This window comes from Bacteroides sp. NGMCC 1.200775, from assembly GCF_040798045.1.
GTDB lineage: Bacteria > Bacteroidota > Bacteroidia > Bacteroidales > Bacteroidaceae > Bacteroides > Bacteroides hominis.
In genome coordinates this window covers 138092-154773 of record NZ_JASCQK010000006.1, presented here as the reverse complement: position 1 = coordinate 154773, position 16682 = coordinate 138092, and the positions used below count along the sequence as shown (strand labels likewise).

Below are 16682 nucleotides of genomic sequence, written 5' to 3'. Positions count from 1 at the left end.
TGTTATTTGTTAGTTTTCTCCTCCTGCTCTATGCCCATCGGAATCTGCTCCTGCTTCTTCTCGGTAGGAAGTTGCAAAGTATACAGAGATGCTTCCAACATGCGCATCAGGTTACGTTTCAATTTATCTGGTGAGTAAATAAATACCTCTACAGTGACAATACGATGGTTAGCCTTGTCCAGACGAGTGTGCGAAACAAACGGACCACCCATGAAGTCACCCTTCATACGCCAAAGCCCACGTGCTTCCATTGTATAGTCGCCATGAATATCGATTGGACGAACCTCGACTGTAGTCGAGTCTGTCGACATATACATACCTTCTTTAGCTCCCGGAATATTAGCTTTCATCACAGAATCGCGTTTATGGATGAAAAACTCTTTCGTAAACGTATCCTTATCGGTATACGGATAAGAGTAGATCACAAAATTCTGATCAGCGGAAGCTGTATTCGTACCTGCCCAGAAGAAATCCTCTCCAGTCTTTGAACTGCCCAACTCAGCCGGAAGCCAGATGTCGCTATCGAACATACTGTTAACCTTCTTCGAAATGAAATCATTGTGGTTTTTCTCTAACAGGGAAATCTGGCGATTCATCTCGGCACGGGTAAAGAAGTCGATAATTGCTTGCTTATTTTCATTCACAAACTTTTCAAATGTGGCTTCGTCCGGAGCCTGAATAGTCAGAATCATCTGGGGAGATGCATATACATCCTTGGCATACTTAAATTTAGGCTGACTATAGATGTCCTGTATATCTACGATAATAATATTACGTACCAGCTTCAGGATAGCATCGAAATTGTTCGCAGAAGTAGACATGATTCTGAACGAACGTTCCGATTGCGGAAGTCCGGGTACATCTGTATCAAGCACATTGTACAAAGCTCTACCGGCAGGACGCTCCCACACAGGATTATCAACGACCACCAGGATTTCGTAAGCACGTCCGCTGGAAGTTGGAGTAAACACACTTTTCTTGCCGCCTTTACAAGAAAACAATACTACTGCTACAAGAGCCATACTGAGGTAAAACAGGTACTTTTTCATATGCATCAATTTTAATGTTTTCACAAAACTACGAAATCACCGTATACATATAGTCTACAAAGCTGATAATTTATATTAATTCTTGTCACTCTCTTCCTGCTTGGCAGTCGATAACATACCACAGGCAGCAAAAATATCTTCTCCCCTTGAAGCGCGAATCGTAGTAAACAATCCGTGCGACGTCAGATAATCACGAAATGCCATCATAGTCTCCATATCGGCACCTTCAAGATCCACTCCGGGAATGGCATGAAAACGAATCAGATTCATCCGGCAATCAAGCCCACGAAGTAACTTTACCAGCTCTTTGGCATAAATCAACGAATCATTGACGCCTTTAAAAACAATGTATTCAAACGAAAGTCTGCGTTGTTTACTAAAATCATAGTTTTTTAACAGATCGACCATCTCTTTTATCGAGAAGGCTCTTTCGGCAGGCATCAACTCTGAACGCTGTGAAGGAAAGGGAGAATGCAGGCTGATGGCCAGATGGCACTCGCTTTCTTCAATAAAACGCTGTAGTCCCTTCCGTAACCCCACCGACGACAAAGTTATACGTTTTGGACTCCAACCGTATCCATACGAAGCTGTCAGGATATGCAATGCTTTTAAAACTTCATCCAAGTTGTCAAGCGGTTCACCCATCCCCATCATAACGACATTGGTCAACTTGTCCCGCTCCGGCAATGCCGCGATCTGATTTAAAATCTGATTGGCAGTCAGACTTGCTGTAAATCCTTGCTTGCCCGTCATGCAAAATTTGCAGTTCATTTTACACCCCACCTGGGAAGACACACACAGTGTCGCCCGGTCTTCATCAGGGATATATACCGCTTCAACAAAATGGTTCTCTCCCACGCGATAAAGATACTTCACCGTACCATCTACGGAACGCATAGCATCCACGGGTGCGACTACTCCCAAATCGTACTCGCCTTTCAGCAATTCTCTATGCTTCAACGACAAATTAGTCATTTCGTCAATAGAAGTCACTTTTTTATCGTACAACCAGGAAGCTATCTGTTTGGCCGCAAAAGCCGGCATCCCCAAGTCTTTGGTAACAGATTGCAATTCGGTAAGAGTCATTCCTAAAAGCGGATATTTGGGCATATTTACTACAAATATTTATTTATTCATGCAAATGTAAGGAATAAAAGTTGATTTTTGAAAAGAGAAAGGACAAAAGTTAATAAGAAGAAGGAAAGAGAGAACAAAAAGAAAAGGCCATTCCACAAGGAATGACCTTTTATCTATAAAACTATTTTCTGAAAAAAACGAGTCTTGTTTTTAGAAGAACAGGTAACGCTTGTCTTTTACATCACCTTTCAGATAAAGATCGTTCATGAAACGGGCAGCCAGACGGGCATGCATATTTTCCAGAGTAACCTCCTCTGCCTTGGCATCGAATGTTTCATTCAACTTATCTTTGGCATATACCTGCAATACAAATACACCGCCATTACCTTTGATAGGAGCGCTCAGTTTATTAATATCGGCTACCGATGCATAAGCACCTACCAGCGGTTCGCTACTACGCAAAGCAGCTACATAGGCAGGAGCCGCAAATGTTACGTGTTTCACAGAATCGCTCACTGCATTGGCCATTGATTTATACTGATCGAAAGAAGTTGCATTGGCAGCCTTCATGTCAGCCATAATTTTTTCAGCCTTCTTATCACGAATGATTTCTGCTCTTAACTGATCCTGAACCTGAGCCAAAGGACGATAACCTTCTTCGATCACGTTAACCAGGCCGACAACCAGCATACGATCGCTCTCACCACATTCATACAAACCGGAAACTTCACCGGGTTTTGCAGCAAATGTCCATTTCAGAGCTTCTTTGGTTCCTCTGATACCACCGATTCCGTGTTCCGAGCTATACAAATCATTTCTTTCAAGCAATTTATAACCTGCTTCTTCAGCATTAGCCGCCATCTTTTCTACCGTCGGATTGGCTGCGATAAACTGACTGAAGTCATTATATGCCTTATTATAAGTTTCTTTGCTGAAGTCAACTGCGCGTTTGATTACGGCAACTTTATATTTATCTTTCACAGCTTTCTTGTCAGTAACCTGCAAAATGATGTTACCCTGTCCCAATGCTACATTAGAGAGTTCGTTCACTCCCAGGTTGTTGATCGTGGTGATAAACTTCAGGTTGTCACCATCAATCTGTGCATTTTCGTAGTTAGCAGAAGAAATCCAGTTGGATTCACCTGTCTGTCCATACTTTTTAGCCAAAGCGGTGAAGTCGGCCCCACCTTTAATTGCTGTATAAATACTATCAGCCAAAACTTTTGTTTTAGCAGCATCTTCAGCATAAACCTGAATCTGACGGAACTGTACAGAATCGGCAGCAGCCACTTTAGACAAAACCTTGAAAGAGTTAATGGTATTATCACCGGCATTATAATAAGGACCATATACCTGTCCCACTGAAGCTGAATCCATCCGTGCAACTACATCTGACGGAAAAGCTCTTTTAGTGTAATACAAATCAACGTAAGGATATTCAGATCCTGTCGAACGGATGAAAGTAGTATAATCACCATTAGCAGTAGCCAACTGATTTGTATAATCAGTCACTTCCTGCTGAATAGCGGCTTTATCTTCCGCACTGGCAGTCACCTGTACATCGATATATTTGATATTGCGTGTTTCAACATATTGTTTGAACTGTTCTTTCTTCTTATTATAGAGATCTTTCAGCTCTGACTCTTTCACTGTAATGGTAGAATCAACAATTGAAGAATAAGGCACAGCAGCCAACAGTACATCCGATTGGTTCACTCTTGCATCGAAAGCATCTTGTGCTTCAACCGGGTTAGAGAAAAGAGCCTTTGTCACCAATGCCTGATATTTTTCAGCCAGACGGCTCTGAATCAGAGTTTTTTCAACGAATGACCAAAGTTTATGCATGCCTTCATAGTATTCTACATATTGAGACGGCATCTTAGTTTTGTCCATTTTAGAATAGTCAGACAAAAATTTCTTCAACATATCTTTATCGAAAGCACCCGTTTGCGGATTGCGGAACGGAGTCTGTTGCAGCAACGGATTCACACCTTCGTTGATGATAGACTGAATTTCAGCCTTTGAAACTGTAATCCCCAGCTTCTTCGCTTCTTTTTCAATCAGTTTATTGTTCACGTAGCTACGCCATACTTCGTCTTTCACCTGATTGGTTTGTTCATCGTTCAATGAACTCATTCCGCTGGAGAACTTGATGACTTCAGTATATTCTTCTACCATATTCTGGTAGTCCTGAGCAGAAAGAGTTTCTCCGTTGACTTCGCCTACATCATGCGACTGGTGTGGCTGGAGAACTTTCCAGGCATCGCCCGCAATGAAAGCAAACAAAGCCAAACCAATAACGATCACCAACAGGGGTCCTTTGGATCTAATGTTTTGTAATGTTGCCATTTTGATTAATACGATTTATTTGTTATTATTATTTTCTTCATCTTTGGTTTTAGCGCACGAAGATACAAAAAATGCTAATATGCATCTATTTATTAGCTAAAAAATTACAGTTATCGATCATTATTCCATCACTTTCAGCCGAACAAGTTCGATTTTCGTTGCTGTAACCTTAATTATTTTAAACTGATATTTACCCACGGATACCAATTCGTGCAATTTTGGGAAACTCTGATACTGATTCAAGATTAATCCTCCCACTGTCAGATAGTCATCGGACTCCGGGAGGTCCAAATCGAAAGTTTCATTTACTTTCTCTATTTCAAGACGGGCCGAGAGCACATATTCATGCTCTCCGATTTGCTTGCAGATATAGGAAGTATTGTCATGTTCATCCTCTATGTCACCAAAAATTTCTTCAACAAGATCTTCCAGACTGACAATGCCCGAAGTTCCTCCGAACTCATCCACTACTACGGCAATAGTCTTCTTTTGCTGCATAAACAGTTTCATCAGCTTATGGGCAGCCATTGTTTCGGGCACAATAGGTACCTCTTTCACATGGTCGCGCCAGTCTTTCGGGTTACGGAACATTTCCGACGAATGAATGTATCCCACGACATTGTCTATGTTTCCGTCATAAACAATTATTTTTGATATTCCGGATTCCACAAACCGGTTTTTAAGTTCCTCAAGCGAGGTATCCAATGCAACGGCTACTACTTCCGTACGGGGAACAATGCAATCTCGTATTTTAACCGTCGAAAAATCAAGAGCATTCTGAAAGATTTTCACTTCTGTATCCAGGGTCTCTTCGCTTTCGGCATTATCTATACTCGACTGGACAAAATAATCGAGGTCTACTTTTCCAAAAGCTTTTGCCGAAGCCTCCTTATTCACTTTCATCCCGAACAGGCGAAGGAAAAGATAAGAAACTCCCGACGAGAATTTGGATATCGGATAAAGAATGATATAACAGATAAAAAGAGGAAGCGCACATACGTTCAGAACCAGATTCGGATTGATCTTAAAAAGTGTTTTTGGCAAGAACTCTCCTGTTACCAGGATAATCAATGTAGAAATAACGGTCTGTATCAATACCATCACAAAATGATTGGTAATCCACCCGGCCAGCAAATTATCACCGATAATCTGTGCCATCAATATACCATAGATAACCAAAGCAATGTTATTCCCGACCAACATGGTAGAAATAAAATCATTCGGGTTCCGGAAGAAAAGCGAAAGAATACGAGACGACACTCCCCCTTTCCGATCCATTTCAAAACGAAGTTTGTCTACCGAAACAAAAGCAATCTCCATACCGGAAAAGAAGGCGGAGAATGCCATGGTTATCAACAGGTAAATAATGATACTCATAACTAATTTACAGAATCTGTTTTTGCCTTTTCGGCATCTTGGTCAACATAAAATATACCGGCAATATTGTGAACAACCGGCTTCAGAAATCGGTCATCCGACTCAAAACCATATCCGGTTATCACCTGATCGGGCTGCTCCATCTGGACAAATTTGTCGGTATATACTTTCTTGGTGGCTTCATTCCAGTATAATAATTCGGTACTGACATGATCTCCTTTCAGACTTTTAATGTCTACATTCCCAATAAGCTTCCAAAGCCGGTCACGGTCGTAATAATAAGCCGTATCTGCCTTTATACTTGCATCTACATGAAACAAGGAGTCGAACTGCTCCAAATAAATTCCTTTCTCAAAGGCCCAATACGAGGGTTTCTTCTTGTCAAAAATCAGCCACTCTTCAGTATTGACCCGATAACGCGTAACTCCGGAATCGGATATAAGAGTCGTCACCCCTCGCGTGTCCATGACAGGCAGGGAATCCCGTTCGGTAATGGCATCGGCCATTGCCTTATTTCTTCCGCCACAGGAAGAAAATAAAAGAAGCATAACAATTGCCCCGAAGACAATTGTTATGCTCAAACTTTTATTTAATAAACTGTTACTTTGTTGTCGCAACATAAATTTATCTGATCGTTGTAGTCTCTCCAATCCAGCCACCGATAGTGATGCGGTCACCAGCTTTGTAACCCAACATGAACAAGTCTTTAGCCTGCGGAGTATAAGCGGAATATCTACCGATCATTTTGTTAGCCTCTTCTGCAACACTCGGATCTACAGATTTAGCTTTCTGCAACTTATCAATAACCACAAAATAAGTACACTTATTCAATGCTGATTCATCACTCCAGTTCGGACTCATTGCATACAGGTTAGCAATAAGGATATAAGGAGCACCGTAGTTTTCATTGAAACTGATTGCTTTCTGAGCATATGATCTTGCCTGAGATAACTTCTTAGCAGTAGTTAAAACACTGGCAGCAGCATAAGCTTTTTCCGCTTTCTTCGCATTATCCGTTTCCAGATTAATCGCTTCATCAAAGAACTTCACAGAAGTTTCAATATCCCCCTTCTTATAAGCTTGGTAGGCACATCCTGTAGCAGCTTCAGCTGAAGGCTCTATTTTATACACATAGAATGAAGCTTGTTGATAGGCTTCACTATCTGTACATTTCATCATCTTCATAATGTCGATAACTTTCTTTAAATAAGCCAGATCTGTCTGATTAGCTTCTACTTTGGGAGCATAGATTGCTTGCAGTGATTCACAATCGGCTGTACCGCTATTGATGAACAGAGCTACCAGATTGTCTTTGATACCAGTAAGCGCTTTCTTTGTACTCTCTTTATCAGCAGCAGCTATGGCAGCGTCCACATATTCGGATGCACTCAGGTAATCCTGAATAAACTGTTCTTTGTGGGCAGGATCTGTTTTCAGTTTATCATGTGACATCTGCAGGAAGTAGAATATAGTAGCTCCCGAAGATTCACCTTTTACAGCATCTACCGACTTTTTCAGCCACTTATAAGCTTGGTTTACATCCATTTTAGGAGCAAAGGCAATATAATCAACAGCCTTGATTCCCAAAGCTTCGTCCTCTGATGATACTTTCACACCTTTTCCCAAAAATTCCTGAGTATACTTCATACGAAGATCATGGGTATTCATCAACTCGTCAAAATACTGTTTGTATTCAGCAGAATTTCTGTCTTTGATCTGTCCCAGCAACCCTTTCAGAATTTTATAACCGTCTGTGAAGGTATAGAAACGAAGAGTCGGACAGTTCTCCAAAACAGCTTTCCACGGAGTATAGGCATCTTTAAAGTTGCCTGCTTTCACCGCTTCGTGAGAAATACTACTGTTCGAATTACAATTAGCGTCGTCCTGTGCTACCACAGTTGTTGCTCCCGCCGAAAGAAACAACACAGCCACAAGCGTTTTAATTTTCATTGTATCTAAATTTTAGTTGTTATATAATACCGTCTATTCTTTCTGTTATTTTACTTTACGTTTGAAGAACCAGCCTTCATTAAAGGTAATTCCAAGACTCAACCGCAATGTATTTTCATCTACCATACCAGCTCTCAGTCCGTGTACTTTAATGTATTGGGCTGAAACATTGATTAGCGAACGTGACCCCGGAAGCGGTAACCCCAAACCGGCTGTCACTCCATACTCACGAGAAGCTCTCTCTCCCCCTATCTTATAGTAGGGTTCCGAATAATATCCGCCAACACGATATTTAATATGTGCCAGATAACTGCGTGAAAAACGATTCGGCATATATTCGGCACCTACTGAAATTTTCATTGCATCGCAAAAGGCGTTAGGTTGATTCATATAGGTTACATCTCCCCATTTCTGCAAATTAAAATCTGCACCAATGATCAGACGTTTGTCATATTCGTAGGTGAGTCCCACTCCAAAACTGTTTGGTGTCCCATAGGTGGCCACCGTATCGATAGTGCTCACAGCAACTGTCTGGTTACTATTGGAATTGGTAAGTGTTGCCCTTTGCACATAAGCTTCATTATGCAAATCTTTTTTAGGTGAGAACACAACTCCTAAAGTAACAGCATGTTTTCTGCCAAACTGTTGTGTATACTGTGCCCCAAAATCCAATTTATAGTCGCGAACGGACAAATAATCAACATTTTGAAAAGCAAAAGCATTTTCATTATTCGGGAAAGCAATGCGTGCCGTACGTGTTATTTCACCCCAAAAGTAAGACACATTCGCACCGACAGACAAATTTTTAAGCACTTTCACTCCAAAACCTACATAAAGCTGATGCAACCCGCCGTCTCCGGAAAATGTAGTCACATTCTGCGCATCTTCCGACGCAACGTCTTTATCTGCTTTTGCCATGCTATAGCCGACACTCGAATAAGGCAACAAACCAATACTCATGGCTATCCATTTTTGCAAACGGAACTGCATGGCGATGTAGTCAAAACTTGAATTTTTCGCATTCAGCTTTGTTCCTTCACTACTGAAGTTGGTATTTTGCATCGAAAACCCTCCGTCGAAAAGAAAAGTCAACGAATCAATCGCTGTGTAAGAAGCAGGATTTAACGGATTAATATGTGATCCATTGCGCAACCCATAAGCAATCCCTCCCATTGCTTTACTATTTGCAAATGCCTGATCAGCCAACTGACCATAGCCATATCGTGTATAAGGAGAGTTTGTATTATTTTGAGCGATTGCCACTCCGGGTAATAATATCGTGAGCAGAAGCGCACAAAGTGTCTGTTTATATCCTACCATTATTATAGTTTAATATTCTATTTAATCCTTTCAACACTAAAAATCTATCTGCAAAGATGACACTTTTTAATTTCGTATCAAAAGAAAAATCATCTCCGCCCGTTAAAAAAACCAAAAGTTCAGGATATTTATGCTTCATAGCCGTAATATACCCTGCAATTTCGTATTCTATCCCTTTTTTCACTCCGGAACGAATGGCTGTTTCAGTATCTTTTCCCATATCCGGCAGGCGTCCTTCCGCATTGATCAAAGGCAAACGCCCGGTGAACTGATGAAGCGCTTTGAGACGCATCCATAATCCGGGCGAAATATTTCCACCATGATATTGCCCCAAAGAGTCAATAAATTCATAAGTGATACATGTACCCGCATCAATCACCAGAATGTCTTTACCGGGAAACTGATCGTTGGCCGCTACAACAGCAGCCATCCGGTCATAGCCGAGAGTTTCAGGTGTTTCATACAGATTCGTTACCGGAAGCGGCGTATTGCAATTCAACCATAAAATGGGTACAGGGAGCTTACCCAACTGAGCCAACACACATTCGTTTAAGTCTATAACAGTGGCAACAATTGCTTTTCGAACATTATATTTGCTGCAAACTGCCTCTAAACAATCCAGAGATTGATTAGAATCGTAAACAACTTCTACCATAGAAGTTTGGTCGAAAAGCGCTACCTTGGCTACTGTATTTCCAATATCGATAATTAAGTTCACTTTCTCTCTGTTTGAGGGTGCAAAGATAAGGGATAAAATTTATTTGCATACTGAAATAAGAAATAAAAAAGCATTGGGAGGCAAAGAAAAGCCCCCAAAAGACGACTTGACGAGCTATCGAAGAGACACGTTTTAAAACAGAAAACCCGCCTGAAAAAGCACACGAAAAGGAAGGCAGAAAACCCAAAACCAAACATCCAGTTTTCACCACTGATTAACAACGCCTTACGTATGTATAAAAACCCAGAAAAACCTACAATACAATACAGAACAATACAATACAGAACAATACAATAACAGAAGAAACAAGATACCGCCGCTGCCGATGCCATCCCCGGTAAACTTATCACAAAAAGATTTATAGCCCGGCGCTCCGGTCCCCGTAGCCCGGCGGTCGGATGTATGCAGCCCGGCGCTCCGCAATCTGTAGCCCGGCGCTCCGACACAAACAGCCCGGCGGTCGGGAAAAAGTGACAGATTTATTCACTTAATCGAGTATTTTATCCCACAAAAGCAGTATCTTTGCCACATGAACTCAAAGTTGCGACATTTGCTCCTGATATTTTTTTCTTTCTTCACCATCCTGACATGGGGAACAGAGAGTCCATCCTCGCCTGATTCTGTCCGAATCAGCCTGCTGACGTGCGCTCCGGGGGAAGAAATCTATTCGTTATTCGGACATACTGCCATCCGCTACGAAGAACCGGCACGGGGTATCGATAGGGTGTACAACTACGGCCTGTTCAGTTTCAACACTCCTAACTTTACGCTACGTTTTGCACTCGGCAATGCCGACTACCGGTTGGGAGTGGAAGATTACCGCCATTTTGCCGTCGAATATGAATACTTCGGACGCAGTGTATGGCAGCAGACGCTCAATCTGACAGCCGAAGAACAACAACAGTTAATCACCCTTCTGGAAGAAAATTACCGCCCGGAAAACCGGATATACCGCTATAATTTTTTCTACGATAATTGTGCTACCCGACCACGGGACAAAGTGGAAGAGAGCCTGCAAAAAAGTGGCAGCCAACTACTCTTCAGCAATACATATACCGAAAATAACGAAACTAAATCTTATCGGGATATTGTTCACCAATACACGAAAGGACACCCCTGGGCACAATTCGGAATCGACTTCTGCATTGGCAGCCAAGCCGACCGCCCCATCAGCGAAAGACAAATGATGTTCTCACCATTCTATCTGATGGATGCTTTTGACAAAGCGCGCATCGTTAACGCATCCGAAAACAGACCATTAGTGACCGCCACAAAAAAAATTATCGACTGCGAACCGGATGTATCCGCACCTGCAGAAAGTGATATTTGGGATACACTTACACCCATCCGCCTATCTCTTCTGTTTTTCATCGGCATCGGCATAGCTACGGTCTATGGCCTGCGAAAAAAGAAAAGTCTTTGGGGGCTGGATATAGCAGTATTCGCCGCAGCAGGTATCGCAGGATGCATTATTGCTTTCCTTGCTTTTTTCTCCGAGCATCCTACGGTGGGAGCCAATTATTTGTTATTTGTCTTTCACCCGGGACATCTGCTCTGTCTCCCTTTCTTCATAAACGATGAACGGAAGCAGCGCAAAAGCAGGTATCATCTGCTGAATTGCATAGTTTTAACACTTTTTATAGCGTTTTTCCCTGTAATACCACAAAATTTCGACTTAGCAGTATTACCTTTGGCACTCAGTTTGCTGATACGTTCTGCAAGCAACCTTATACTGACATACAAAAAAGCTAAATGAAAGGACTATTAACCTCCATACTGACCGTACTTACTTTTACCGGGCTGCAAGCCCAGCCACTCCCCACTACTCCGAAATTAGTGGTGGGACTTACAATCGACCAGTTACGTACGGACTATCTGGAAGCTTTTTCAACTTTGTATGGCGACAAAGGCTTCAGGCGGCTTTGGAAAGAAGGACGCGTATTCCGGAATGCCGAATATACTTTCTGTGGCACAGACCGCGCATCGGCCATCGCCGCCATTTATACAGGCACCACTCCTTCGGTCAACGGAATCATCGGTAAACGCTGGATGGATATGTCGATCCTGCGCACCGTGAGTTGTGTAGACGATCCTTCATTCATGGGTAATTACACGAATGAAAGTTCTTCTCCTTCACATCTCCTGACCTCAACAATTGCCGACGAACTCAAAATAGCTACCCGCAACGAGGGATTAGTATATGCCATCGCCCCCTTCCGTGACGCTGCCATTCTTGCAGCCGGACATGCCGGAAATGGCGCATTCTGGCTCAACAATACTACCGGAAAATGGTGCGGAACAACTTATTATAGTGAATTTCCATGGTGGGTGAGCCAATATAACGATCGGAATGCCGTAGACTTCCGCATTGCCGATATGACGTGGACTCCTGTCCACCCCATGCAAAATTACACATTCCTACCCGAATGGAGGGACGCAGCCTTTAAATATAAATTTGACGATGACCGCATCAATAAATACAAACGGCTGATTACAAGCCCCTTTATCAACGATGAAGTTAACTTGCTGACCGAGGAGCTTCTGGATAAGAGCACAATGGGAAAAGACAATACTCCCGACATGCTCTCACTCACCTATTACGCCGGCAATTATGCTCACAAGAGCGTACAGGAATGCGCTATGGAGATGCAGGACACCTACGTTCGCCTCGACCGCAGCATTGCTTCTTTGCTGGATATCATCGACAAGAAAGTAGGCTTACAGAACGTTGTCTTCTTTATCACTTCCACCGGATATACCGATACTGAATCGGCAGACCGGGGACTCTACCGGGTTCCGACCGGAGAGTTTCACTTGAACCGTTGTGCGGCCCTGTTGAACATGTATCTGATGGCTACTTACGGTCAGGGACAATACGTGGAAGCCTACTACGACCAGCAAATTTATCTCAACCATAAACTGATAGAAGAAAAACAACTGGATTTGGCAGATATTCAGGAAAAAGCCGCTGAATTCCTGATCCAGTTTAGTGGAGTAAATGAGGTTTATTCGGGTAGACGCCTGTTATTGGGGGCCTGGACACCGGACATCTCAATGATACGGAATGGTTTCCACCGTAAACGCTCGGGCGATCTGTTGATCGACGTATTGCCGGGCTGGACCATCGTCAATGAAAATACATCCGACCATAAAGTGGTCCGGAAAGCACATATTCCGTCTCCGCTTATTTTTCTGGGCAGTGGCGTAAAACCGGCCGTAATCAACACGCCCGTAACCGTCGACCACATAGCTCCTACCGTAGCTCACATCCTGAGAATACGGGCTCCGAACGCATGCACTGCAACTCCGATTACCGACATCCGGTGACACTTTCCACACAAAAAACAGTGTGCAAAGCGCAAATAAATCAGCATTTTAATGTAACTTTGCGCAGTTGAATCAATTTAGTAAATAATAAACATAAATAATAGATAATGGGATTTAATGAATTTTTAAGCTCGATTTTCGGAAACAAATCCACACGAGACATGAAAGAAATTCAACCCTGGGTAGACAAGATTAAAGCCGCTTACCCAGAGGTTGCTAAGCTTGACAATGACGGCCTCCGTGCAAAAACAGAGGAACTTAAAGAATACATCCGCAACTCGGCAAGCAAAGAACGTGCTAAAGCTGACGAACTCAGAGCAGGCATCGAAAGCGTGGAACTGGAAGACCGCGAAGAAGTATTCGCTCAGATCGACAAAATTGAAAAAGAAATATTAGAGATATACGAAAAAGCACTTGACGAAGTATTGCCGGTGGCTTTCTCCATCGTGAAAGAATCTGCCAAACGTTTCTCTGAAAACGAAGAAATAGTAGTTACAGCTACAGATTTCGACCGCACCCTGGCGGCTACCAAAGACTTCGTACGCATCGAAGGTGACAAAGCCATCTGGCAGAATCATTGGAATGCCGGTGGAAATGACACGGTATGGAACATGGTTCACTACGACGTACAGTTGTTTGGCGGTGTAGTACTGCACAAAGGGAAAATTGCCGAAATGGCGACCGGTGAAGGTAAGACTCTTGTAGCTACGCTTCCCGTATTCCTGAATGCCCTGACCGGAAACGGCGTACATGTAGTAACCGTGAACGACTATCTGGCTAAACGTGACTCCGAATGGATGGGACCGCTTTATATGTTCCACGGACTCAGCGTGGACTGCATCGACCGTCACCAACCCAACTCTGACGCACGCCGCCAGGCTTATTTGGCAGACATCACTTTCGGAACGAACAATGAATTCGGTTTCGACTATCTGCGTGATAATATGGCTATCAGCCCGAAAGACCTTGTGCAGCGCCAGCACAACTATGCCATCGTCGACGAGGTGGACTCTGTATTGATTGACGATGCCCGTACTCCGTTGATTATTTCAGGCCCCGTGCCCAAAGGCGAAGACCAGCTCTTTGAGCAACTCCGCCCATTGGTAGAACGCCTTGTGGAGAAGCAGAAAGAGTTAGCAACTAAATACTTATCGGAGGCTAAGAGACTTATCAACTCGAATGATAAGAAAGAGGTGGAAGAAGGATTTCTCGCTCTGTTCCGCAGCCACAAAGCACTGCCTAAAAATAAGGCATTGATCAAATTCCTCAGTGAACAGGGAATCAAAGCCGGTATGCTGAAAACGGAAGAGATCTACATGGAGCAAAACAACAAACGCATGCATGAAGCAACAGATCCATTGTACTTCGTGATTGACGAAAAGTTGAACAGCGTAGACCTGACAGATAAAGGTGTAGACCTGATCACCGGTAACTCGGAAGATCCGACTTTATTCGTATTGCCGGACATAGCCGCCCAACTTTCGGAATTGGAAAACGAACATGGATTGAGCGACGAACAAAAGCTTGAAAAGAAAGATGCCTTGCTGACCAATTATGCCATCAAGTCAGAACGTGTACACACCATCAACCAGTTGCTGAAGGCATACACCATGTTCGAAAAGGATGATGAGTATGTGGTAATCGACGGACAAGTGAAGATCGTTGACGAACAAACAGGACGTATCATGGAAGGCCGCCGTTACTCAGACGGACTGCATCAGGCCATCGAAGCGAAGGAAGGTGTGAAAGTAGAAGCTGCCACACAAACTTTTGCCACCATCACTCTGCAGAACTACTTCCGTATGTATCATAAACTCTCGGGTATGACCGGTACGGCCGAAACAGAAGCCGGTGAGTTGTGGGACATTTACAAACTGGATGTAGTCGTGATTCCGACCAATCGACCGATTGCTCGCAAAGACATGAATGACCGCGTTTATAAAACAAAACGCGAAAAGTATAAAGCCGTAATCGAAGAAATAGAACAACTGGTACAGGCAGGACGCCCGGTATTGGTGGGTACTACTTCGGTAGAAATCTCCGAGATGCTGAGCAAGATGCTAACCATGCGCAAGATCGAACACAACGTATTGAATGCGAAACTTCACCAGAGGGAGGCAGACATCGTTGCTAAAGCAGGTTTGAGCGGTACGGTAACCATTGCTACAAACATGGCCGGTCGTGGTACGGACATCAAGCTGAGTCCTGAAGTAAAAGCAGCAGGCGGTTTGGCGATCATCGGTACCGAACGTCACGAGTCACGTCGTGTAGACCGTCAGTTGCGCGGACGTGCAGGACGTCAGGGTGACCCAGGTTCATCTGTCTTCTTCGTTTCACTCGAGGACGACCTGATGCGCCTCTTCTCTTCCGACCGTATCGCCAGCGTGATGGATAAACTGGGATTCCAGGAAGGTGAAATGATCGAGCACAAGATGATCTCCAACTCCATCGAGCGTGCACAGAAAAAGGTAGAAGAAAACAACTTCGGTATCCGTAAACGTCTGTTGGAGTATGACGATGTAATGAATAAGCAACGTACGGTTGTTTATACCAAACGCCGCCATGCGCTGATGGGTGAACGTATCGGAATGGATATCGTTAATATGATTTGGGACCGTTGTGCCGCCGCTATCGAGAACAATGCAGACTACGAAGAATGTAAGCTGGACTTGCTCCAAACGCTCGCAATGGAGGTTCCTTTCACAGAAGAAGAGTTCCGCAACGAGAAAAAGGATAAGCTGGCAGATAAAACATTCGATGTGGCAATGGCTAACTTCAAGCGCAAGACAGAACGTCTGGCACAGATAGCCAATCCGGTGATCAAGCAAGTGTACGAGAACCAAGGACATATGTACGAAAACATCCTGATTCCGATCACGGACGGAAAACGTATGTACAATATCTCTTGCAACCTGAAAGCTGCTTACGAAAGCGAATCGAAAGAAGTAGTGAAATCATTCGAAAAATCGATCTTGCTCCATGTCATCGACGAGTCTTGGAAAGAAAACTTACGTGAATTGGACGAACTGAAACATTCGGTACAGAACGCAAGTTACGAACAGAAAGATCCGCTATTGATCTATAAACTGGAATCGGTGACTTTGTTTGATAATATGGTAAACAAGATCAATAATCAGACTGTATCCATCCTGATGCGTGGTCAGATTCCTGTAGCCGAACCAACTGAAGAACAGCAAGAAGCGGCCAGACGCGTAGAAGTACGCCAGGCAGCTCCGGAACAACGTCAGGACATGAGCAAATATCGGGAACAAAAACAAGATCTGAGTGATCCGAATCAGCAAGCCGCTGCCCAGCAAGATACGCGCGAAGCCGTGAAACGTGAACCCATCCGTGCCGAAAAAACAGTAGGACGCAATGATCCCTGCCCATGTGGAAGCGGAAAAAAATATAAAAATTGTCACGGACGGAACAGTTAAGTATATAAAGAACCCGTAACTCCTTAATAAAAGCCTTGAACGGTTAAAAACTGTTCGAGGCTTTTCTATATTCAATCA

General features: G+C 43.4%; 11 protein-coding genes. 3 read left to right on the top strand and 8 right to left on the bottom strand.

Features of this window, described 5'->3' with window-relative positions:
* Window positions 1-2: 2 nt before the first annotated feature.
* The 8 genes from QK890_RS16110 to QK890_RS16075 all read right to left on the bottom strand — a co-directional run bounded on the left by QK890_RS16110 (window position 3) and on the right by QK890_RS16075 (window position 9840).
* Window positions 3-1049, bottom strand: coding sequence for a DUF4837 family protein (locus QK890_RS16110; protein ID WP_005775822.1), 1047 nt, complete (start codon window positions 1047-1049; stop codon window positions 3-5).
* 75 nt (window positions 1050-1124) lie between these two features.
* Window positions 1125-2159 carry a 23S rRNA (adenine(2503)-C(2))-methyltransferase RlmN gene (gene rlmN / locus QK890_RS16105; RefSeq protein ID WP_022012997.1) on the bottom strand — a complete coding sequence of 345 codons (1035 nt, stop codon included), beginning with the start codon at window positions 2157-2159 and terminating at the stop codon, window positions 1125-1127.
* A 177-nt stretch (window positions 2160-2336) separates the two neighbouring features.
* Entirely contained in the window at window positions 2337-4475 is a 2139-nt protein-coding gene (locus tag QK890_RS16100; protein WP_005775820.1) for a peptidylprolyl isomerase, read from the bottom strand.
* A 120-nt stretch (window positions 4476-4595) separates the two neighbouring features.
* Entirely contained in the window at window positions 4596-5852 is a 1257-nt protein-coding gene (locus QK890_RS16095) for a hemolysin family protein (RefSeq protein WP_005809954.1), read from the bottom strand.
* Between the two features lie 2 nt (window positions 5853-5854).
* Window positions 5855-6472 (bottom strand): LPS export ABC transporter periplasmic protein LptC, encoded by a 618-nt coding sequence (lptC, locus tag QK890_RS16090; protein WP_005809955.1) that lies wholly within the window; start codon window positions 6470-6472, stop codon window positions 5855-5857.
* Window positions 6473-6476: 4 nt separating this feature from the next.
* Window positions 6477-7802 (bottom strand): hypothetical protein, encoded by a 1326-nt coding sequence (locus QK890_RS16085; RefSeq protein ID WP_234185320.1) that lies wholly within the window; start codon window positions 7800-7802, stop codon window positions 6477-6479.
* Between the two features lie 45 nt (window positions 7803-7847).
* A complete protein-coding gene (locus QK890_RS16080) occupies window positions 7848-9122 on the bottom strand; it encodes a hypothetical protein (protein WP_005818680.1) in 1275 nt (424 codons plus the stop codon).
* Window positions 9109-9840 carry a type III pantothenate kinase gene (locus QK890_RS16075; protein WP_005775814.1) on the bottom strand — a complete coding sequence of 244 codons (732 nt, stop codon included), beginning with the start codon at window positions 9838-9840 and terminating at the stop codon, window positions 9109-9111. Before QK890_RS16075 ends, QK890_RS16080 begins: the two co-directional genes overlap by 14 nt.
* A gap of 529 nt (window positions 9841-10369) precedes the next feature.
* Here QK890_RS16075 and QK890_RS16070 point away from each other — a divergent pair.
* The 3 genes from QK890_RS16070 (at window position 10370) to secA (ending at window position 16604) form a co-directional block, all read left to right on the top strand.
* Window positions 10370-11596, top strand: coding sequence for a DUF4105 domain-containing protein (locus QK890_RS16070; RefSeq protein WP_367627458.1), 1227 nt, complete (start codon window positions 10370-10372; stop codon window positions 11594-11596).
* Window positions 11593-13167: an alkaline phosphatase family protein gene (locus QK890_RS16065; RefSeq protein WP_367627457.1), complete on the top strand. Its 1575-nt coding sequence runs from the start codon at window positions 11593-11595 to the stop codon at window positions 13165-13167. Before QK890_RS16070 ends, QK890_RS16065 begins: the two co-directional genes overlap by 4 nt.
* Before the next feature lie 107 nt (window positions 13168-13274).
* The gene (gene secA / locus QK890_RS16060) at window positions 13275-16604 is read left to right on the top strand and encodes a preprotein translocase subunit SecA (RefSeq protein WP_005775809.1); all 3330 of its coding nucleotides are present in this window, start codon (window positions 13275-13277) and stop codon (window positions 16602-16604) included.
* Window positions 16605-16682 lie beyond the last annotated feature (78 nt).

Excerpts from the sequence above, each read along its gene's own strand:
- QK890_RS16110 (WP_005775822.1), bottom strand. The coding sequence starts at position 1,049 with ATGAAAAAGTACCTGTTTTACCTCAGTATGGCTCTTGTAGCAGTAGTA.
- rlmN (WP_022012997.1), bottom strand. The coding sequence starts at position 2,159 with ATGCCCAAATATCCGCTTTTAGGAATGACTCTTACCGAATTGCAATCT.
- QK890_RS16100 (WP_005775820.1), bottom strand. The coding sequence starts at position 4,475 with ATGGCAACATTACAAAACATTAGATCCAAAGGACCCCTGTTGGTGATC.
- QK890_RS16095 (WP_005809954.1), bottom strand. The coding sequence starts at position 5,852 with ATGAGTATCATTATTTACCTGTTGATAACCATGGCATTCTCCGCCTTC.
- lptC (WP_005809955.1), bottom strand. The coding sequence starts at position 6,472 with ATGTTGCGACAACAAAGTAACAGTTTATTAAATAAAAGTTTGAGCATA.
- QK890_RS16085 (WP_234185320.1), bottom strand. The coding sequence starts at position 7,802 with ATGAAAATTAAAACGCTTGTGGCTGTGTTGTTTCTTTCGGCGGGAGCA.
- QK890_RS16080 (WP_005818680.1), bottom strand. The coding sequence starts at position 9,122 with ATGGTAGGATATAAACAGACACTTTGTGCGCTTCTGCTCACGATATTA.
- QK890_RS16070 (WP_367627458.1), top strand. The coding sequence starts at position 10,370 with ATGAACTCAAAGTTGCGACATTTGCTCCTGATATTTTTTTCTTTCTTC.
- QK890_RS16065 (WP_367627457.1), top strand. The coding sequence starts at position 11,593 with ATGAAAGGACTATTAACCTCCATACTGACCGTACTTACTTTTACCGGG.
- secA (WP_005775809.1), top strand. The coding sequence starts at position 13,275 with ATGGGATTTAATGAATTTTTAAGCTCGATTTTCGGAAACAAATCCACA.